Source organism: Gymnodinialimonas sp., assembly GCF_059726805.1.
The window spans coordinates 2,646,035-2,664,294 of sequence record NZ_AP041059.1 but is presented as its reverse complement, the minus strand read 5'-3'; the positions used below and the strand labels follow the sequence as shown (position 1 = coordinate 2,664,294).

Sequence of the window (18,260 nt, the reverse complement as noted above, 5' to 3'; positions counted from 1 at the left end):
ATTTTTCCGGGGGGAAAGCTGATGACACTCTCAACCTTTATGCAACGCGCGGCCTTGGCGCTGTGTCTCGCCGCGCCAACGGTGGCCCACGGGCAATCCAACCTGGAACTCAACGGCCTGCTTGAGGCGCTGATCCGGCCCGAGCCGACCGGCACCATCACCCGCAGCCTCGGCGCCGCGCCGGTGCCCGCAGGCCCCACTGCCGAAGAGGTGCAATTCCTCGAAGCGCTTCCCACGCGCGGCCTCACCATCGAAGTGCGTGCCGAAGTGGCAGAGATCGCGATGGAGCGTGAATTGCCGCGCATCGATCTGGACATTCCGTTCGACTACGACAGCGACGCCCTACGCGCCGATGTGATGGCCGATCTGGTCACCATTGGACGGGCGCTGTCGTCCGAGGATCTCGCAGGCTCCCGCTTCATCTTGGCGGGTCACACCGACGGGACGGGCAGCGCCGCCTACAACCAGGACCTGTCCGAGCGGCGCGCGGCCTCCGTCCGCGCGTTCCTGATCGAGGCCTTCGGGCTGCCACCGCAACAGCTGGTGGCCGTGGGCTTCGGGTTCGAGCAATTGCGCGACATCCACAACCCCGCCGCCGACGTGAACCGCCGCGTTGAAGTGATCAACCTTGAAGTGGGGTGGAACTAGACCCGCATGTTTGCCCTTCGCCTTGTCGTTACAGCCCTTGCGCTGACCTTTGCCCTGGCCGCTACGGCCCTGGCGCAGGAGCGGCATGCGCTGGTGGTTGGGATTGACGCTTACGAGAACCTGGGCGGGCTGGAAAAGGCGGTCAACGATGGCCGCGCCATCGCCGACAGTCTGACGCGGGCGGGCTTCACCGTCGACGCGGGCTATGACCTGGACCGGCGTGGCTTCGTGCGGTTGCTGGCGCAATTCCTCAACCGTTTGCAGCCCGAGGACGAGGCGCTGGTGTTCTATGCGGGCCATGCCGTAGCAATCGGCAACGCCAACTACCTAGTGCCCGCCGACGCCAGCGCCCTGGCGCAATCGAGCGAGGCGCTGATCATCGCGGAAAGCATCGGTCAGGACTTTCTGCTGGACCAGATCACCGCCACTGGCGTGCGCCTGACGGTGGTGATCATGGATGCCTGCCGCAACAACCCGTTCGAGGGTGTCTCCACCCGCTCGGTCGGGCGCGATGCGGGCCTCGCCGTGACGCAACCGCCGCGCGGCGTCTTCATGATGTATTCTGCCGACGAAGGGCAAACGGCGATGGACCGCCTGCACGATGATGACCCGAACCCCAATTCGGTCTTCACCCGCACGCTGCTGCCGCTGATCGAGGAGCCGGGCCTTGATATCGTCGATATCGCCCGCCGTCTGCGCGGCGACGTGCAGGCGCTGGCGGCGACGCGGGGCCATTTGCAATTTCCCGTCTACCGCGACCGGATGCAGGGCGATGGTCAGTTCATCCTGCGCCCCGCCGCCGCTGTGGCTCCAGCGCCTGCGCCCACGCCCGCGCCGCAGGTCATTCTACCCGCCCCCACGCCGGCACCGGCCGCAACGGCCGCCGCCCCGTGCCAAGCCGCGCGCGAGGATTGGACCCTGATCGGAGAGACCGCCACCGTGGCGGTGCTGGAGGCGTTTCGGGCCGCCCACGCAGGCTGCCCTTTCATGGTGACCCTTGCCGAAGCGCGGCTGGCCGCCCTCACGGCGCCCCCGGTCGTCGCCCCGCCTGACCCCGCGCCTCAAATCATCTCCATTTGGCCGATCACAAACGGCGAGGGCACGACAGCACAACCGCCCGCACCGCAGGGCGGCGCAAGCGTGTCCTGGGGCCCCCGATTTGGCGGTGACCGCGTGACCTACTGGGATCACAACGGCTCGGGCATGGCCTGGGAAAGCCGCGGCGCGCAACGCTGGGTTTGGTATTACCGCCCGCGCGCAGGCATCGCGCGGGCCGGGGTCACGCCCGGCACCTTGCTGTTCTCAGGCACCTTGGAAGGCGGGCAATTGTCCGGGCAGGCGCGGCGGTTCTCCAGCGATTGCGGGACGATCGAGTATTTCGTCTCAGGACCCGCCGTGGGCCAAAGCGCGGTGTTACAAGGGTCTTACCCAGAGCGTGACGACGCCTGCAGAAACGGGGCCTGGCGGCAGGACCGATTGGAATTTAGCTACCTCAGGGCCAGCCCATAGTGCAGCGCCCGAGAGGAAAACGATTTGAACACGCGGCGGCGTGCGCCCCGCACGTAACATGAACCGGAGACACCAGATGCGCCATCTGATCCTCGCTTGCCTGTGCCTCTTTTGGGCGACGATGGCTGCCGCCCAGACCCGCCACGCGTTTGTCGTCGGCATCGACACCTATGACAACGTGGCCTCGCTCGCCAAGGCGCGCAATGATGCGCGGGCGGTGGCGGGCGCGTTGGAAGAGGCGGGGTTTCGCACCCAGCTTCTGATCGATGCCGATGAGACCGCGTTGCTGACGGAACTTACCCGCTTCTCCGGCCAACTCGACCCGGGTGACGAGGTGGTTTTCTATTTCGCGGGCCACGGGGTGGAGATCAACGGGCAGAACTACCTGTTGCCCGCCGACGTGCCCTCCGTCGCGCCGGGGCAGGAGCTTGTGGTGACGCGCGGCGCGCTGCCGGTTAGCGATGTGATCGATCAATTCAACTCGCGCGGTGTGCGGTTGAGCCTGCTGATCCTTGACGCGTGCCGCGACAATCCCTTTGAAACACTGGGCACCCGTAGCCTTGGCCGCTCGGTCGGGCTTGGCCGGGAAGAGGCACCTGAGGGCACCTTCGTGATGTTCTCGGCGGGGGCGGGCCAGCAGGCGTTGGATCGGCTGTCAACGGACGACCCGAACCCGAACTCTGTCTTCACCCGCGTGCTGCTGCCGCGCCTGACCGAGCCCGGTCTGCCCCTGCGAACCATGGTGCGCGAGGTCCGTTCCGAGGTGCGCGCCCTGGGCCGTACCGTCGCCCATGAGCAGTTCCCGGCGGTCTATGATCAACTCGACGGCGCCTTCACCTTTGTGCCCGGGGAGGCCGCCCCCGAAGTGGCCGTCGCTGTTCCGGAGGTCACGCCACAACCCAGCCCGACTGCCGCAGCAGATCCCTGCGCCGCGGCCCGTGCCGATTGGTCGCTGATCGGCGAAAACCCGTCCGTCTCCCTGCTGGAGGCCTATACCTCGGCCCACAGCGGCTGCCCCCTGATGCTCGCGCTGGCCTCCGAGCGTTTGGCTGCGATGTCCACTGCTGCCGCCCCCACGCCATCGCCTGCGCCCACCACGCAACCCCAAACCCCGGTGCAACCGACCACATCGCGGGCCGCGTCCCAACTGGTAGAGGCCTGCGTGGCCGCCGCCCATCCCGACAGCGTCGCCTGGGCGGATATGCAAGAGGCCTCGGTGCAATCCAACGCTGAACGCGCCTGCGAAAGTGCCCTTGAGGCCATAGGTGATCCCAACAGCGCTGATTACCTCCATGTCTCGGCGCTGTTGGGCCGGGTCGAGCACGCGCGCGGCAATTATTCCGTCGCCCACGAGCTTTACCGCGTCGCAGCGGAGGCCGGGGACGGCTTTGCCGCTTACAACTTCGGATCCCTCTATGAATACGGCGAAGGCGTGGCAGTTAACGGAGATCACGCAGGGCGGTGGTATCGCCGCGCTGGCGAATATGGTCGCGCGGCGGGTTGGTATCGCTACGCATTCATTTATTCACGCGGCGAAATCGTGCCGCAGAACTACGATATCGCGGTCGAGGGTTTTTTGACCTCGGCTGATCAAGGCTATGCCCCTGCGATGTATGAGCTGGGGCGGATGTACCGCGCCGGAAACGGCTTGGTTCAAAGTGATCAACTCGCCGCCCAGTGGTTTGAACGCGGGGCGGAGGTGGGCCACGCGGCGTCGATGACCAACGCGGGCTTTATGTACGAAAGGGGACGCGGCGTACGGCAAAGCTACTCGGAAGCCGCGCGGTATTACCAGATGGCCGCCGACGCCGGCCATGCCGACGGGACGGCGCGACTTGGGGTCCTTTATCTCGACGGAGATGGCGTGCCGCGCGATCCAGAAGGGGCCTATATCCTGTTCAACAGGGCGGCGGATGGCGGCAGTTCACTGGCCATGCGCACGCTTGGGTTCATGCTGCGCGACGGCGATGGCGTGCCCCAGGATGAAAGTGCTGCCGCCGATTGGTTCCGCATGGCCACGGATCAGGGCGATGCCAGCGCAGCAACTCAGTTGGCGTTCCTGTATTTTCGCGGTCGCGGTGTGCCGGCAGATGTAGCGGAAGCGGAACGGCTGTACCGGATGGGGGCCGAAGGCGGTAACCTGCTGGCCATGCGTAGCCTCGGAAATTTCCTGCGTGACGGCGTTGCGGGCAATCGCGACCAAGTAGAGGCGATGCGGTGGTTCATGGAGGCGGCTGAAGGCGGTGACGCCTTCGCCAATTATTTTGTAGGCTGGCAACATGAATACGGTCGCGGCGTGCCGGTGAACCTGCCCGAGGCCGCGCGTTGGCATATGCGCGGGCTGGCGGCTGGAGATGACTATGCGATCCGCAACCCCGATGAATTTGACGGGCCTGTGGGGCGCGAAATGCAGATCCTGCTACGCAACGCCGGTCATTATGACGGGGCGATCGACGGTGCCGTTGGCCCGGGAACGATCTCCGCGATGCAGGCCTATCTGGATGCGAACTGAGCGTGGTGCAATGATGCAAAGGGTTTGGGCAATGAAAACATGGGTTCTAACGCTCTTGCTGATCGTAGGCCTTGCTCCCATGGCCTTGGCCCAGGACCGGCACGCGCTGGTGATCGGCATTGACGATTATGACAACGTCTCGGACCTTCAAAAGGCGCGCAATGATGCAGAGGCCGTGGGCCTCGCCTTGGAGGAAACCGGGTTTGCCGTGACGGTCCTTCTGGATGCCGACCGGCGCGCGCTCTTTCGCGGCCTCAACACGTTTGTCAGCCAGCTGGAGCCGGGCGATGAGGCGGTATTCTACTTCGCGGGCCACGGGGTGGAGGTCGACGGGCGCAACTACCTTTTGCCCACGGACGTGCCCGCCATGCGCCCGGGCGAAGAACGTCTGCTGACCAGCGAAAGCCTCGCCGCCGATGACGTTCTGGCCGATATGCAGGCCTCGGGCGCGCGGGTATCGCTGCTGATCCTGGACGCCTGCCGCGACAATCCTTTCCCGCAGGAAGGCACCCGCAGCCTGGGCCGCAGCACCGGCCTGTCACGGCTGGAAGCGCCGGAAGGCGCCTTCATCATGTTCTCTGCCGGGACGGGGCAGGCGGCTTTGGACCGCCTCTCAGATGATGACCCGAACCCCAATTCCGTCTTCACCCGCGCGCTTCTGCCGCTTCTGTCCGAGCCGGGGCTGCCGATCCACCAGATCGCCCGGCGCCTGCGGCGCGATGTGCAGGATCTGGCCAGCTCGGTCGGATACTCGCAACGGCCTGCCTATTACGACGAAGTAACGGGTGATTTCTTCTTCCTCGAAGAGGGCGATGCGCCCGACGAAGTCGCCGTGGTCACGCCAACTCCAACTCCGACACCCACACCGACCCCCACCGCAACCCCGACACCCACGCCAGAAACCGCGACGGAGCGCACGCCCACAACCAATCCTTGTGCGGCAGCACGGCTCGATTGGTCACTGGTGGCCGACAGCTCCAGCCCCGAGGTATTGGAGGCCTATCTCGCCTCGCATCAGGATTGCGCGTTCATGGTCGCGCTGGCCTCTGAACGTCTGGCGACCCTGCAAGCGCCGCCGCCCGATCCCTGCGCGCCCGCCCGAGAGGCCTGGGAAACGATCAGCGCAGCGCGCGATTTCGACACGCCCGCCGCCCTCGGCGCTATTGCTGCGTTCCAGGCGGACTATGGCACCTGTCCGGTCTACGGCGCCTTGGCCTCTTTCCAGGTCGTTGAGATCGCCCGTCTGGAAGAAGAGCGGAACCGCCCCGTCCATGGTCCCCGGCCCGATCAGGGAAGCCGCGTTTGCACGACCTCCACGGGCTTCACCGGCCCCGCCGTCGGCGCGCGCAGCTTCTGCGCCTCCAGTGTTCTGGCGCCCCAGGGCAGCAACTCCTACTGGCCATCGCATCTTTTTGACGACAACCGACGCACGGCGTGGAACGAGGGTGCGACGGGCCGGGGGGAGGGTCAGACCCTCGCCTGGGAATTCGACGTTGAAACCCAGGTCAACCGCATCCGGATCGTGAATGGCTACACCAAGACCAACCGCACCTATACGCGCAACGCTCGCGTCCGCGAGGTGCGGATCACCGGCTCCACCGGCTATGCGATCACCCGCGTGCTGGAAGATACCGGCGATTGGCAGACAATCGATCTGGGCCAGATCGGCCCGCAGATGTGGCTGCAGATCCAGATCGTCTCGGTTTATCCCGGCACCCACTACCAGGATATGGCGGTGACCGAGCTGCGGATCGAATAGCGCGCGCGCCAGCGCCCCCTTGTGCCGCCCGCGCCAATCGGGTTCGGTTGCCGCGATCATTTCCGACCCAAGGGGCTTTATTCATGCACGTCTCCATCTCTGACATTCGCACCGCATCGAAGGCCGCGCTTCTGGCCCATGGCGCGGGCGCGTTTCAAGCCGCCGAGGTCGCCAAGGCCGTGGCCCGCGCAGAGGAGACCGGGAACATCATCTGCGGGCTCTACTATCTGGAAAGCTATTGCACCCAGCTTGCCTCGGGCCGGGTCAACGGGACGGTGGAGCCCGAGGTTTCGCGCCCTAAGCCCGGCGTCGTGCGCGCGGACGCGCGCTTCGGCTTCGCGCAACCGGCCTTCGCGCGGGCGCTGCCCATGGCCATCGATGCGGCCCGCGAGGTCGGCGTTGCCACCCTCACCGTGGCCCATGCCCATACCTGCACATCGCTGGGATATTTCACGGAACAGATCGCAGCCCAGGGCCTGATCGCGCTTGGGTTCACTAACGCCTCCGCCATCGTGGCCGCCCCGGGCGGCAAGGCGAAGGTCCTTGGCACCAACCCGATTGCCATGACCATCCCGGGCGACGGCGCGCCTGCGATGCATGCGGATTTCTCCACCTCGGCGGTCGCCTTGGGCAAGATCACCATGGCGAAGGCGGCGGGCGAGGCGATCCCGCTGGGATGGGCTGTGGACGCCGACGGCCAGCCGACGACGGACCCCGAGGCCGCGCTTGGCGGTGCGCTGCTCAGCGCGGCCGGGCCCAAGGGTTGGGCCTTCGGGCTGCTGGTGGAGGTGATGGCGGCGGGTTTGACGGGATCCGTAAACTCCCTCGACGTGAAGGGGCTGAAGCTGCCTGACGGCCAGCCCCATGATTTGGGCCAGACCTACATTCTGATCGACGCCGATGCCCACGCGGGCAGGTCGGTTCTGGCCGAGCGTCTGGCGCGCGTGGCCGAGGTGCTTGCCGAGGATGGCGGCAGTGGGCGCATTCCGGGCGTGCCGCGCAAGCACCTGGACCCTGTCGATGTGCCCGACGCCCTTTGGACCGCCGTTAAAGGCCTGGCTGCGGGTTGAGCCATGGCCATCGTCACCCTGACGCTGAACCCGGCGCTGGATCTGGAAACTGCCGTGGCCCACGTGCGGCCCCGCGACAAGCTGCGCTGTTCCGAGCCGCGCTCGGACCCCGGCGGTGGCGGGATCAACGTAGCCCGCGCGATCAAAACGCTGGGGGGTAGCGCCCGTGCCGCCATTGCACTCGGCGGCGCGACGGGGGCAGTGATCGCCGCGTCTTTGCAAGACGCCCAGATTGACTTCCTCACCCTGACCGCCCCGGGACCCACACGCCAGAACCTATCGGTGATTGATGCTGCCAGTGCCGAGCAGTTTCGGTTCATCTTTCCTGGTCCCACCTGGACTCTCGACGATCTGGCGGCGGTGGCCGCGCCCTTGTCAGGCGCCGTGGGGGCAGGGGACATCCTCGTTCTTTCCGGCTCTCTCCCGCCGGGTCTGGCGCCGGAGGCCCTGGTTAATCTGGCCCAGTCCCATGTCATGCGCGGGGTCCGAGTGGTTGTCGATACTTCCGGCGCGCCGCTGATCGCGATGGCGCGTTCGGCCCGGGGCCTTTGCCTGCTGCGCATGGACGACGGGGAAGCGGAAGAGCTTTTCGCCCGCACGCTGCCCCAGGCCGCAGACAGCGCGGACGCCGCGCAGGCCTTGGTGCGCGACGGCGTGGCCGAGGCGGTGATCATCGCGCGGGGCACCGAAGGCTCGGTCCTTGCCACCGCAAAAAGGCGCTGGTTCGCGCCTGCGGCCGATGTCCCGGTCGCGTCCCTGACAGGCGCGGGCGACAGCTTCGTGGCGGCGGCCACGCTGGCCATCGCGCAGGAGGGAACCTGGCCCGAGGTCCTGTCCGCAGGCTGCGCGGCGGCCAGCTCGGCTGTGACCACACCCGCCACCGCGCTTTGCGACCCGGATGTCTATGCCACGTTGCTACCCGGCGCGGGGGCGCGCCGGATCTAGGGCTACTCCGCCGCCGTGCGCTTGGGCAGAACCCAAGTGGGGCGCACGAAATGGCAGGTGTAGCCGTTGGGGATCCGCTCCAGGTAATCCTGATGCTCGGGCTCGGCGACCCAGAACGGGCCCACGGGCTCGACCTCAGTGACCACGCGGCCCGGCCACAGGCCCGAGGCGTTCACATCGGCAATCGTATCCTCGGCCACGGCCTTTTGCGCATCATCGACGTAGTAAATCGCGCTGCGATAGCTCATGCCACGATCATTGCCTTGCCGATTGGGCGTGGTGGGATCGTGGATCTGGAAGAAGAACTCCAAAAGCTGGCGATAGCTGATGCGGGCGGGATCGAAGATGATCTCGATCCCCTCTGCATGGGTGCCGTGGTTGCGGTAGGTGGCGTTCGGGACATCGCCGCCGGTGTAGCCCACGCGTGTGGCCTCCACGCCGGGCATCTTGCGGATCAGATCCTGCATGCCCCAAAAACATCCGCCCGCTAAAACTGCCCGTTCCGTCATGCTACGTCCTCCACTTGGTCCAAATATGCGCCGTATCCCTCGGCCTCCATGTCGTCGCGATGCACAAACCGCAGCGAGGCGGAGTTGATGCAATACCGCAGCCCGCCCCGATCACGCGGCCCGTCGGGGAAGACGTGGCCCAAATGGCTGTCGCCATGGGTGGAACGGACTTCGGTGCGGATCATGCCAAGGGACGTGTCGCGCAGCTCGTTCACCATGGAATTGTCGATCGCCTTGGTAAAGCTCGGCCAGCCGCACCCGCTTTCGAACTTGTCTGAAGAGGCGAACAGCGGCTCGCCGGACACGATGTCGACGTAGATCCCCGGCTCTTTGTTATAGAGCAGCTCTCCGGTGCCCGGACGCTCCGTCGCGTCCTGCTGCGTGACGCGGAACTGTTCGGGCGTCAGGGCGGCGATCACGTCTGGGTTCTTGGTGTAGGTGGTCATTGGTGCTCCCCTCGTGGTGTCAGCCCACGATATGGGGGCGTGAGGGGATTTGTCCAACGGGACAGGTCTTCACGAAAAAACGCCCCGGCGTGAGCGCGGGGCGTCTTGAAAAACTCAGACGACGGGCAATGGGCAGGGAACCAATCGGCGCGGCGCGTGTTAATGGGTTATGACACGCACCAAGCATCCATATGGCGGTTCAGCCGCCCCAGCTGCGGACGGGGCCGCAATCCATGTGCACGAAGTTGGAGCGCGAGTAGCGCCCGACACCGCCGGCATTGCACGCGCGGGCCGCATTGAACATCTGGGTGACCGAGCGGGACTGCAATTGCAGGTCGGCGGCTTCGCCCACCATATGGCGCGAATGCCGTGCCACGCCGGACGAACGACGCCGCAGCATCGCGTTGGTCTCGGGCGAGCGGTAGCCAGACAGCAGCGTGTAAGGCTCAGACGTTTCCATCAGGTTGTGCGCGGCGGCCATGATGTCGATGTTGTGGATCGAAATGTCGATGACCTGATCATTGCGCCAGTCGCGCATGAAGTAGTTCACTTCCTCAAGGGCAGGGGCGATGTAGTCCCCCTCAATCCAGTAGATCATGTTCAGGCTTTCGCCCGCGCGACCGTTGTACATCTGGATTTTGCGAATGTCGCCAGCACCTCGCAGAAGGCCTGTGGCGTTTGCCATGACCGGCGCGGCGGCAACAGTCGTGGCTGCGAACGCCCGAATAACCGAGCGTCGAGTAAGTTGTGTCGTCATTGGGTATTGCCCCTTTATTCTGCCCGTTCCGTCATCAGCACGCTCATGGCCGCTTGTCCGAGCGGCCCTCACCAGATTGTGCACTGTCCCCACAGGCTTAGTGTGGGTGGAATGACACAATCGAAACTTTTCTGGAAGAGCTATTGCGCCTCACCTCCTGCATACCCCCGAATCTAGGCGATTTTCTGCCGGTTTAGCGGAATTCCGCTGGCAAACTCATGCCGTGATCGCGTTCACGGAACGCCCCGCTTATCGCCTCTCGATCATCACAAGGCGGGAAAACCACCGTTGCAGGATAGAAACTATACTGAAAATCTTACGGAAACGTGAATGGACTCGCCCATACCATCACGCGAGTGTGAGAGGCATTGACGGCTGCACACGTATTTGACCTACCCGGGGATGAGTAACATGTTGAAATTTGCGAAGCTTTCGCTTCTGTCACTGGCATTGGCAGGCACCCCGATGGTGTCGGTGATGCTGACACCCAATCAGGCCGAGGCTCAGGCGTTCTCCGCTCTGCGGCAAGCAATTGCAGAGGCCTCTTCCACCGAAGAACAACTCGCGGCCTTCTACCGCGAGCGGGATTTCCAGCCGATCTGGACCACCGCTGACGCCGCCGATCGGCGCAACGCGCTTTTCAGCGCCCTGGCGGAAGCCCACAACCACGGCCTGCCGACCCAACGCTATGACACGACGGATCTCGTCGCCGCGTTCAGCAATGCGACCAACCCCTACGAGATGGGGCAGGCGGACGTGCAGGCCTCGCTTCTGTTCTTGCAGTACGCGCAAGACATCCACTCCGGCTTCCTGGAGCCCGGCGATATCGTGGGCGACATCGTCCACACCCTGCCGCGCCGCGATCCGCTGGAGCTGTTCACCGAATTCGTGAATGCCAACCCCTACGAGTACATCGCGACCCTGCCGCCGCAGCACCCTGAATACACCCGCCTGATGCGCGCCAAGCTGCATCTGGAGCGATTGATCGACGACGGCGGCTATGGCCCCACGGTTGCCGCGGGCTCTCTGGCGCCGGGCAACACCGGCAACGCCGTGGTGCAGCTGCGCAACCGTCTGATGGCCATGGGCTACCTGGAACGCTCTGCCACCGCGACCTACGACACGCGCCTGCAGCAGGCCGTGCTGGAGTTCCAGGTCGACAATGGCATCAACGCCGACGGCATCGCGGGTGGCGACACGATCCGCGCCGTCAACCGCTCGGCCACTGAGCATCTGTCCGAGGTGATCCTCGCGATGGAGCGTCAGCGGTGGCTGAACGTGGACCGGGGTCCGCGCCATATCTTCGTGAACCTGCCTGATTTCCACTCCCGCGTCATCGACGACGGGGAAGTCACTTTCATCACCCGTTCCGTCATCGGCTCTCGCGACAGCGACCGCCGCACGCCGGAATTCTCGGACATGATGGAGCATATGGTCATCAACCCCAGCTGGTACGTGCCGCGCTCCATCGCGCGAGGCTACATCGGCTCGATCATGGCGGGCGGTGCGAACCACCTGCAGCTGATGGCAAATGGACGTCCCGTCAGCCGTGCGAACGTGGATTGGTCGCGCGTGTCTGCGTCGAACTTCCCGTTCGACCTGCGCCAGCCCCCGGGCCCGCGTAACGCGCTGGGTCTGGTGAAGTTCATGTTCCCCAACCAGTGGAACATCTACCTGCACGACAGCCCCGACCAGCACCTAATGACCCATGAGGTTCGTGCCTACTCTGCTGGCTGTGTCCGCCTCGATGATCCGTTCGAGCTGGCCTATCACTTGCTGGCCGCCCAGGAAGAGGATCCGGTCAACTTCTTCGACACCATCCTGAACTCGGGCCGTGAGACCCAGGTGAACCTGGAAACGCCACTGCCCGTGCACATCGTCTATTGGACGGCGTGGGTCGACACCGAGGGTCGTTTGAACTTCCGCAATGACATCTACGGTCGCAACGCGATCCTGCGCCAGGCGATCCAGAACCTTGGGGTGGAGATCAGGGGCGTGAACAGCTAATTGTCTCCCCGAACGTGTTCGGGGGCATGAATGGCTGAGTTCAGCGTAAAAGACATTGCAGCGGCGCTTGGGGCAGAGGCTCTGGGCGCCGCTGATCTTTTGGTCCATGGCGTGTCCGAGCCCGCCTATGCGGGACCGGGCGACCTGGCCCTTGCGATGAAGCCGGAATATGCGGCCGCCCTGCAGGCCAGCCGGGCGCGGGTGGCGGTGATCGGCGCAGATATGGATTGGCAGGCGCTGGGGCTGGAGGCCGCGATCATCGCGCCGCGCCCGCGCTACGCGATGGCGGGCATCACCGCGATGATGGACCCCGGCCCGCAGATTGAACCGGGCGTCCACCCCAGCGCCGTGATCCACGAAAGCGCCGTGATCGGGGAGGGGGCCGCGATTGGCCCCTTCGTCGTCATCGGCATGGCCGCGCGCATCGGCGCGCGCGCGCGGATCGCGTCCCACGTCAGCATCGGGACAGCGGCGGTCGTTGGCGACGACGCCTTGATCCATGAAGGCGTGCGCATCTGCCACCGCGTCCAGATCGGGGATCGGTTCATCGCCCAACCCGGCGCGGTCCTGGGCGGGGACGGGTTCAGCTTCGTGACCCCGCAGAAATCCCAGGTAGAGGCCGCGCGCGAAAGCCTCGGCACCGCAACGCAGGCCACGCCCGAGCAGTCCTGGACCCGCATCCACTCCCTCGGCTCGCTTGTCGTTGGCAATGACGTGGAAGTTGGCGCCAACGCCGCCATTGACCGGGGCACGATCGAGAACAGTTCCATCGGAGACGGCACCAAGATCGATAACCTCGTGCACATCGGCCACAATTGCGTCATCGGCAAGGATTGCCTGATCTGCGGGCAAACCGGGTTCGCGGGCTCGGTGCAGATGGGCGACCGTGTGGTGCTGGGAGGCAAGTGCGGCGTCAGCGACAATATCACCATCGGATCTGATGTGGTGGCGGCGGGCGCGTCCAAGCTTTTCACCAATGTCCCCTCGGGGCGCATGATCATGGGCCACCCGGCGGTGAAGATGGACACCCATGTAGAGATGTACAAAGCACTGCGCCGATTGCCGCGCACCGCGCGCATCGTCTCGGAATTACAGAAAGCCGTTTCCAAGCTCGGCAAGACGCCCTAGATGATGGCCTAGAAGCAGGAAGAACCCCCATGGCCAATGTCCAAGACAAAATCATTCAGATTCTCGCCGACCAAGCGGTGTTAGACACGCGCGACGTGAAACTGACCTCGTCCCTGGACGAGTTGGGCATCGACAGCCTGGGCCTGGTCGAATCGATCTTCGCCATCGAAGAAGCCTTTGATATCGCAGTGCCGTTCAATGCCAACGAGCCGATGGCATCTGATTTCGACATCTCGTCGGTGTCGGCCATTGTCACGGCGGTTGAACGTCTTGTGGCGGAGCAGAAGGGCTAGCCCATGCGCCGCGTGGTCATCACCGGTCAGGGCACCATCAATGCGCTTGGGGCCGACGTTCCCGCCACGCTCGCGGCCTTCCGCGAGGGGCGCTGTGGCATCGGCCCGCTGGAGCTGCGCGATGTGGACCGGCTGAGTGTCAAGATCGGCGGCCAGGTCAAGGGCTACGACCCCGAAACCCTGTTCAGCCGCCAGCAGATCGCTCTCTATGACCGCTTCACGCAGTTCACCGTGATCGCCGCGCGCCAGGCGCTTGCAGGCATGAGCTTCACTGACGATGACGCCGCACGCGCGGGCGTTGTGCTGGGAACCGCTGGCGGAGGCGTGAACACCTGGGATGAGAACTATCGCGTGATCTATGAAAAGGGGAAGAACCGGGTCCACCCCTTCGTCATCCCCAAGTTGATGAACAACGCCGCCGCTTCCCACGTCAGTATGGAATGGAACCTGCAAGGTCCCAGTTTCTCGGTCTCTTCGGCCTGCGCGTCCAGCAACCACGCCATGGGCCAGGCCTTCAACCTGATCCGCTATGGCGGTGCCGACGTGATGGTGACCGGCGGGTCCGAAGCGATGTTGTCCCTTGGCGGCGTCATGGCCTGGGAAGGCCTGCGCGTGATGTCCAAAGACGCCTGCCGACCGTTCTCGGCCAATCGCAACGGCATGGTCCAGGGCGAGGGGGCCGCGGTCTTCGTGTTCGAGGAATATGAGCGTGCCAAGGCGCGCGGGGCCGAGATTCTGGCCGAAGTCGTGGGTTTCGCCATGACCTCGGACGCGGCCGATATTGTCATGCCCTCCCAACAGGGCGCGGCGCGCGCGATTTCGGGGGCGCTGAAAGACGGCGGTCTGAACCCCGAGGATATCGGCTACATCAACGCCCATGGCACCGGGACGGCAGCCAACGACAAGGTGGAATGCGCCGCCGTGTCCCATGCCTTCGGGGCCCATGCCGACGATCTGATGATCTCCTCCACCAAATCGATGCACGGCCACCTGATCGGTGGCACCGGCGCGGTGGAGCTTCTGGCCTGCATCATGGCGCTGAAGGACGGGGTGATCGCGCCAACCATCGGATACCAACTGCCAGATCCTGAATGCGCGCTGGACGTGGTGCCAAACGAGGCCCGCGAGGCCCGCGTTGACGCCTGCCTGTCCAACGCCTTCGCCTTCGGCGGGCTCAACGCCGTCCTGGCGCTCCGCGCAGCACCCTGAAGCACTTCAGGCCTTATGCCACAAAAAAGGGCCCGCACGGCGCAAACCGGCGGGCCCTGATGTCAGCGTAATCGCAGCTTATTCGGTGGCTTCTTCCGCCGCCGCCTCTGCCGCCGCCGCCGCTGCGGCTTCCTGCTCGGCGATGAAGGCGCGGATGCCGACCATACGCTCTTCCAGCGAGGCAAAGGCCGCCGTGAAGCCGCGCAGCGACGCTGTCGTGGGCACGGGCGAGCCGCCCATCTGCCCCAACTCGTCGCGCACCAGCGCAAACAGCACCACCTGGGTATCCGCGCCGCCTTCGAACTGGGCGATGTTTTCAGCGGTCAACGACAGCTGCACAAAACAACCGACCGGGCGGCAGAACGCATAGGGCACCACGGCGGGCTCTGCATCGTCGATGCGCAGCTGCAGGCCGGGGCTCAACAGCGTGTCGAGCGGCGTGAGGATCGTGGCGTTGGCCACGGCCTCTTCATCCTCGATCAGCGCGGCGGCGATGCGGAATTCGGCAACCGGGTTGCCGTTTTCCTCCTCCAGCAGCTGGAACATCTCGCAACGATCAGGGACTTCATCCTGTTCCGAGCGGATGCAACGCACCTGCCAGTCGCGGAAAATCTCGGCGACATAGGGCTCTCCGGGTTCCACCTCTGTGCGATCCGGCAAAACCAGGGGCTCCGTTTGTGCGGCGGCAAGGCCCGGCACACACAGGGCTGCGACAAGACCAATTACGAGTGGCTTAAAAAACGTCATTCGATGCGCTTCCTTTTCAACGTCAGTCTGCTCGGCCCCCGAAAAGCGGAGCCATTGGCACGCTGGCTATCACGAGGAGGGCGGGTCTGTCAGGGGCAAAAATGGGCACTGCGCCCGAGGTCGGCGGCCCGGTGCCGGAACGGCAGTGCCGACGTGGCAGGGGGTCAAAAAGGCGAAAGGGCCCGTAGTACGGACCCTTTTCTATTGTCTCTCCCTGTCGGACTGGCCGACTTATGCAGCGGAACGTATGCGACCGCTGCCGAGCCGTCAACAGTCCATTTCGCGTGTTCTGCAAATGTGATTGAGGCCTGTATTTCTTGACCATTTGGGCAAAAAACCGCGCCAGTGCGGCGCGGCCAGTTGACAGGGAGGAAGTCAACACCCCGCCGTGTGGCGCGGTGATGAACTCACTCTGGCGCATAAAGGTTAAAAATGTATTGTTCCGCGGAGAAAAACGAAAAGTCGGGGTTTGGGCGATGTCTGAAACGGTGGAAAACGGGATCTTTGTGGGCGGCGGCGGGCCGGAGTACGGGCAAGCGCAGGTCTTGCGCCCCGACTATGCCAACCGCCACGGGCTGATCGCGGGCGCCACGGGCACCGGCAAGACGGTCACGCTGCAGATCCTGGCCGAAAGCTTCTCGGCCCTTGGCGTGCCGGTGGTGCTGTCGGACGTTAAAGGCGACCTGTCGGGTCTGGCGCAAGAAGGGACCGAGGGCTTCAAGCTCCACGGCGCCTTCTCTGAGCGCGCCACCAAGATCAATTTCACCGATTACGCCTACCGCGCCTTCCCGGTCACCTTCTGGGACCTCTTCGGAGAGCAGGGCCACCCCGTGCGCACCACCGTGGCCGAGATGGGCCCGCTCCTGCTCTCGCGCCTGCTGGAGTTGACGAACGTCCAAGAAGGCGTGCTGAACATCGCCTTCCGTGTCGCCGATGAAGAGGAATGGCCGATCCTCGACCTCAAGGACCTGCAATCGCTGCTCGTTTGGGTGGGCGAGAACCGCAAGACCCTGTCGCTGCAATACGGCAACGTCTCCACCGCGTCCGTCGGCGCGATCCAGCGCCGTCTTCTGGTGCTGGAAAACGAGGGCGGCGCAGATTTCTTCGGCGAGCCCGCGCTGGAGCTTGACGATCTGTTCCTACAGGACGAGACCGGGGCAGGGCGCATCAACATCATCGCCGCCGACAAGCTGATGCAATCCCCGCGCCTCTACGCGACCTTCCTGCTGTGGCTCCTCTCGGAACTGTTCGAGACCCTCCCCGAGGTCGGCGACCCCGACAAACCCAAGCTGGTCTTCTTCTTCGACGAAGCCCACCTGCTCTTCGAAGATGCCCCCAAGGCGCTGGTCGACAAGGTGGAGCAAGTCGCCCGCCTGATCCGCTCCAAGGGCGTGGGCGTCTATTTCATCACCCAAAACCCCGCGGATGTCCCCGAGGATATCCTGGGCCAGCTCGGCAACCGCATCCAACACGCGCTCCGCGCCTTCACCGCCAAAGACCGCCGCGCGCTCCAGCAGGCGGCCCAAAATTACCGCGACAACCCCGCGCTCGATATCGAGGATGCGATCCGCGAGGTCGGCGTGGGCGAGGCCGTCACCTCGCTCCTGGAGCGCAAAGGCATCCCCGGCATCGCGCAGCGCACGTTGATCCGCCCCCCATCCTCGCAACTTGGCCCGATCCCAAAAGCCACCCGCGCCGCCCTCATGGGCATGTCGCCTGTCGCAGGCAAATACGACACGGCCCAGGACCGCGAAAGCGCGTTCGAGATCCTCGCCAAACGCTCTGAGGCCGCCGCGCGCGAGGCGGAACAGGCCGAAGCCCAGGAAGAAGACGCCGCCCCCGCCGAGCGTGAATACCGCGCGGGCCGCCGCTACTCCGGCGGCGGCGTCAGCCGCTCCACCTCCAAACCGGCGCGCCGCCGCTCCTCGCGCTCCGACAGCGTCGGCACGGCATTCGCCAAAAGCTTCGCGCGTCAGATGGGGACACAATCGGGCAGGGCGGTCGTGCGCGGCATTTTGGGCGGCCTCTTCCGGGGCCGCTGATGGGCGATTGCGTCTTCTGCGACATCCTCCAGGGCCGCGCGCCCGCGAGCATCGTCCATGAAGATGCCCATTGCCTCGCCTTCATGGCCCTGCGCCCGATCCGCGAGGGCGCGTTTCTCGTGATCCCCAAAGACCACATCGACCATTTCACCGACCTGCCCGACACTCTCGCAGCACATATCTTGACCGTCGCCCAACGCTACGGCCGCAAACTCCTCACGCTGCCCGGTGTCGTACGCACCGGCTACGTCGTCCACGGCTTCGGCGTGCCCCACGCCCACCTCAACGTGGTCCCGCAACACGACACCTACGACATCATCTCCGCGCGCTTCATCGACACCGCCGCCCCCTACCGGATCACCGAGAGCCTGATCGAGCCGCCCTCGCGCGCCGCCCTCGACGCCATGGCCGCCCACCTCCACTCCCTCCCCGACTAACCGCCCGCCCCCTCATTCCCCGTTCTTCAAATATCCCGGGGGTGTGGGGGCTGGCCCCCACTGAATGGTACGTGTGGGGGCTGGCCCCCACAAATAGCTGCGTGTGGCGGCTGGCCCCCACGAATGGCTGCGTGTGGGTCTGGCCCCCACTGAAACGTATGTGTGGGAGCTGACCCCGACCGGACCATCCACTACCTCCCCCTCACATCCACGTCACCGCCGGGCCAAAGCGTCACATCCTA

General features: G+C 65.0%; 16 protein-coding genes. 12 read left to right on the top strand and 4 right to left on the bottom strand.

Features of this window, described 5'->3' with window-relative positions; translation table 11 throughout:
- Positions 1 to 21 precede the first annotated feature (21 nt).
- The 6 genes from AC6I9R_RS12960 to AC6I9R_RS12935 all read left to right on the top strand — a co-directional run bounded on the left by AC6I9R_RS12960 (position 22) and on the right by AC6I9R_RS12935 (position 8,443).
- Positions 22 to 648 carry an OmpA family protein gene (locus AC6I9R_RS12960; protein WP_461425983.1) on the top strand — a complete coding sequence of 209 codons (627 nt, stop codon included), beginning with the start codon at positions 22 to 24 and terminating at the stop codon, positions 646 to 648.
- Between the two features lie 6 nt (positions 649 to 654).
- Positions 655 to 2,157, top strand: a complete 1,503-nt coding sequence (locus AC6I9R_RS12955) for a caspase family protein (protein ID WP_461425982.1) — start codon at positions 655 to 657, stop codon at positions 2,155 to 2,157.
- A gap of 58 nt (positions 2,158 to 2,215) precedes the next feature.
- Positions 2,216 to 4,669, top strand: coding sequence for a caspase family protein (locus AC6I9R_RS12950; RefSeq protein WP_461425981.1), 2,454 nt, complete (start codon positions 2,216 to 2,218; stop codon positions 4,667 to 4,669).
- Positions 4,670 to 4,700: 31 nt separating this feature from the next.
- Complete coding sequence (locus AC6I9R_RS12945) at positions 4,701 to 6,428, top strand: caspase family protein (RefSeq protein ID WP_461425980.1); 1,728 nt, start codon at positions 4,701 to 4,703, stop codon at positions 6,426 to 6,428.
- An 83-nt stretch (positions 6,429 to 6,511) separates the two neighbouring features.
- On the top strand, positions 6,512 to 7,498 hold the full coding sequence (locus tag AC6I9R_RS12940) for an Ldh family oxidoreductase (protein ID WP_461425979.1): 987 nt from the start codon (positions 6,512 to 6,514) through the stop codon (positions 7,496 to 7,498).
- A 3-nt stretch (positions 7,499 to 7,501) separates the two neighbouring features.
- Positions 7,502 to 8,443, top strand: a complete 942-nt coding sequence (locus AC6I9R_RS12935) for a 1-phosphofructokinase family hexose kinase (RefSeq protein WP_461425978.1) — start codon at positions 7,502 to 7,504, stop codon at positions 8,441 to 8,443.
- 2 nt (positions 8,444 to 8,445) lie between these two features.
- Here AC6I9R_RS12935 and msrA read toward each other — a convergent pair whose 3' ends face one another.
- From msrA to mepK, 3 genes are all read right to left on the bottom strand, one after another.
- On the bottom strand, positions 8,446 to 8,952 hold the full coding sequence (gene msrA / locus AC6I9R_RS12930) for a peptide-methionine (S)-S-oxide reductase MsrA (protein WP_461425977.1): 507 nt from the start codon (positions 8,950 to 8,952) through the stop codon (positions 8,446 to 8,448).
- Complete coding sequence (gene msrB, locus AC6I9R_RS12925) at positions 8,949 to 9,398, bottom strand: peptide-methionine (R)-S-oxide reductase MsrB (protein WP_461425976.1); 450 nt, start codon at positions 9,396 to 9,398, stop codon at positions 8,949 to 8,951. The genes msrA and msrB overlap by 4 nt, the downstream gene beginning before the upstream one ends.
- 199 nt (positions 9,399 to 9,597) lie before the next feature.
- Positions 9,598 to 10,155 carry a peptidoglycan L,D-endopeptidase MepK gene (gene mepK / locus AC6I9R_RS12920; protein ID WP_461425975.1) on the bottom strand — a complete coding sequence of 186 codons (558 nt, stop codon included), beginning with the start codon at positions 10,153 to 10,155 and terminating at the stop codon, positions 9,598 to 9,600.
- 411 nt (positions 10,156 to 10,566) lie between these two features.
- Between mepK and AC6I9R_RS12915 the strand changes: the two genes are divergently transcribed.
- The 4 genes from AC6I9R_RS12915 to AC6I9R_RS12900 are packed head-to-tail and all read left to right on the top strand — an operon-like array spanning position 10,567 to position 14,792.
- On the top strand, positions 10,567 to 12,162 hold the full coding sequence (locus tag AC6I9R_RS12915) for a L,D-transpeptidase family protein (RefSeq protein WP_461425974.1): 1,596 nt from the start codon (positions 10,567 to 10,569) through the stop codon (positions 12,160 to 12,162).
- A 30-nt stretch (positions 12,163 to 12,192) separates the two neighbouring features.
- The gene (lpxD, locus tag AC6I9R_RS12910) at positions 12,193 to 13,290 is read left to right on the top strand and encodes a UDP-3-O-(3-hydroxymyristoyl)glucosamine N-acyltransferase (RefSeq protein WP_461425973.1); all 1,098 of its coding nucleotides are present in this window, start codon (positions 12,193 to 12,195) and stop codon (positions 13,288 to 13,290) included.
- A 29-nt stretch (positions 13,291 to 13,319) separates the two neighbouring features.
- A complete protein-coding gene (locus tag AC6I9R_RS12905) occupies positions 13,320 to 13,583 on the top strand; it encodes an acyl carrier protein (RefSeq protein ID WP_461425972.1) in 264 nt (87 codons plus the stop codon).
- 3 nt (positions 13,584 to 13,586) lie between these two features.
- On the top strand, positions 13,587 to 14,792 hold the full coding sequence (locus AC6I9R_RS12900) for a beta-ketoacyl-[acyl-carrier-protein] synthase family protein (RefSeq protein WP_461425971.1): 1,206 nt from the start codon (positions 13,587 to 13,589) through the stop codon (positions 14,790 to 14,792).
- Positions 14,793 to 14,870: 78 nt separating this feature from the next.
- On the opposite strand, the gene AC6I9R_RS12895 is transcribed toward AC6I9R_RS12900, so the two are convergent.
- Positions 14,871 to 15,539 carry an invasion associated locus B family protein gene (locus AC6I9R_RS12895; RefSeq protein WP_461425970.1) on the bottom strand — a complete coding sequence of 223 codons (669 nt, stop codon included), beginning with the start codon at positions 15,537 to 15,539 and terminating at the stop codon, positions 14,871 to 14,873.
- A 476-nt stretch (positions 15,540 to 16,015) separates the two neighbouring features.
- Here AC6I9R_RS12895 and AC6I9R_RS12890 point away from each other — a divergent pair, with 476 nt between their 5' ends.
- Positions 16,016 to 17,581, top strand: a complete 1,566-nt coding sequence (locus tag AC6I9R_RS12890) for a helicase HerA-like domain-containing protein (protein ID WP_461425969.1) — start codon at positions 16,016 to 16,018, stop codon at positions 17,579 to 17,581.
- Positions 17,581 to 18,018 carry an HIT family protein gene (locus tag AC6I9R_RS12885; RefSeq protein ID WP_461425968.1) on the top strand — a complete coding sequence of 146 codons (438 nt, stop codon included), beginning with the start codon at positions 17,581 to 17,583 and terminating at the stop codon, positions 18,016 to 18,018. Before AC6I9R_RS12890 ends, AC6I9R_RS12885 begins: the two co-directional genes overlap by 1 nt.
- Positions 18,019 to 18,260: the final 242 nt, after the last annotated feature.

Coding starts and splice junctions, on each gene's coding strand:
- AC6I9R_RS12960 (WP_461425983.1), top strand. CDS start 22: ATGACACTCTCAACCTTTATGCAACGCGCGGCCTTGGCGCTGTGTCTC.
- AC6I9R_RS12955 (WP_461425982.1), top strand. CDS start 655: ATGTTTGCCCTTCGCCTTGTCGTTACAGCCCTTGCGCTGACCTTTGCC.
- AC6I9R_RS12950 (WP_461425981.1), top strand. CDS start 2,216: ATGAACCGGAGACACCAGATGCGCCATCTGATCCTCGCTTGCCTGTGC.
- AC6I9R_RS12945 (WP_461425980.1), top strand. CDS start 4,701: ATGAAAACATGGGTTCTAACGCTCTTGCTGATCGTAGGCCTTGCTCCC.
- AC6I9R_RS12940 (WP_461425979.1), top strand. CDS start 6,512: ATGCACGTCTCCATCTCTGACATTCGCACCGCATCGAAGGCCGCGCTT.
- AC6I9R_RS12935 (WP_461425978.1), top strand. CDS start 7,502: ATGGCCATCGTCACCCTGACGCTGAACCCGGCGCTGGATCTGGAAACT.
- msrA (WP_461425977.1), bottom strand. CDS start 8,952: ATGACGGAACGGGCAGTTTTAGCGGGCGGATGTTTTTGGGGCATGCAG.
- msrB (WP_461425976.1), bottom strand. CDS start 9,398: ATGACCACCTACACCAAGAACCCAGACGTGATCGCCGCCCTGACGCCC.
- mepK (WP_461425975.1), bottom strand. CDS start 10,155: ATGACGACACAACTTACTCGACGCTCGGTTATTCGGGCGTTCGCAGCC.
- AC6I9R_RS12915 (WP_461425974.1), top strand. CDS start 10,567: ATGTTGAAATTTGCGAAGCTTTCGCTTCTGTCACTGGCATTGGCAGGC.
- lpxD (WP_461425973.1), top strand. CDS start 12,193: ATGGCTGAGTTCAGCGTAAAAGACATTGCAGCGGCGCTTGGGGCAGAG.
- AC6I9R_RS12905 (WP_461425972.1), top strand. CDS start 13,320: ATGGCCAATGTCCAAGACAAAATCATTCAGATTCTCGCCGACCAAGCG.
- AC6I9R_RS12900 (WP_461425971.1), top strand. CDS start 13,587: ATGCGCCGCGTGGTCATCACCGGTCAGGGCACCATCAATGCGCTTGGG.
- AC6I9R_RS12895 (WP_461425970.1), bottom strand. CDS start 15,539: ATGACGTTTTTTAAGCCACTCGTAATTGGTCTTGTCGCAGCCCTGTGT.
- AC6I9R_RS12890 (WP_461425969.1), top strand. CDS start 16,016: ATGTCTGAAACGGTGGAAAACGGGATCTTTGTGGGCGGCGGCGGGCCG.
- AC6I9R_RS12885 (WP_461425968.1), top strand. CDS start 17,581: ATGGGCGATTGCGTCTTCTGCGACATCCTCCAGGGCCGCGCGCCCGCG.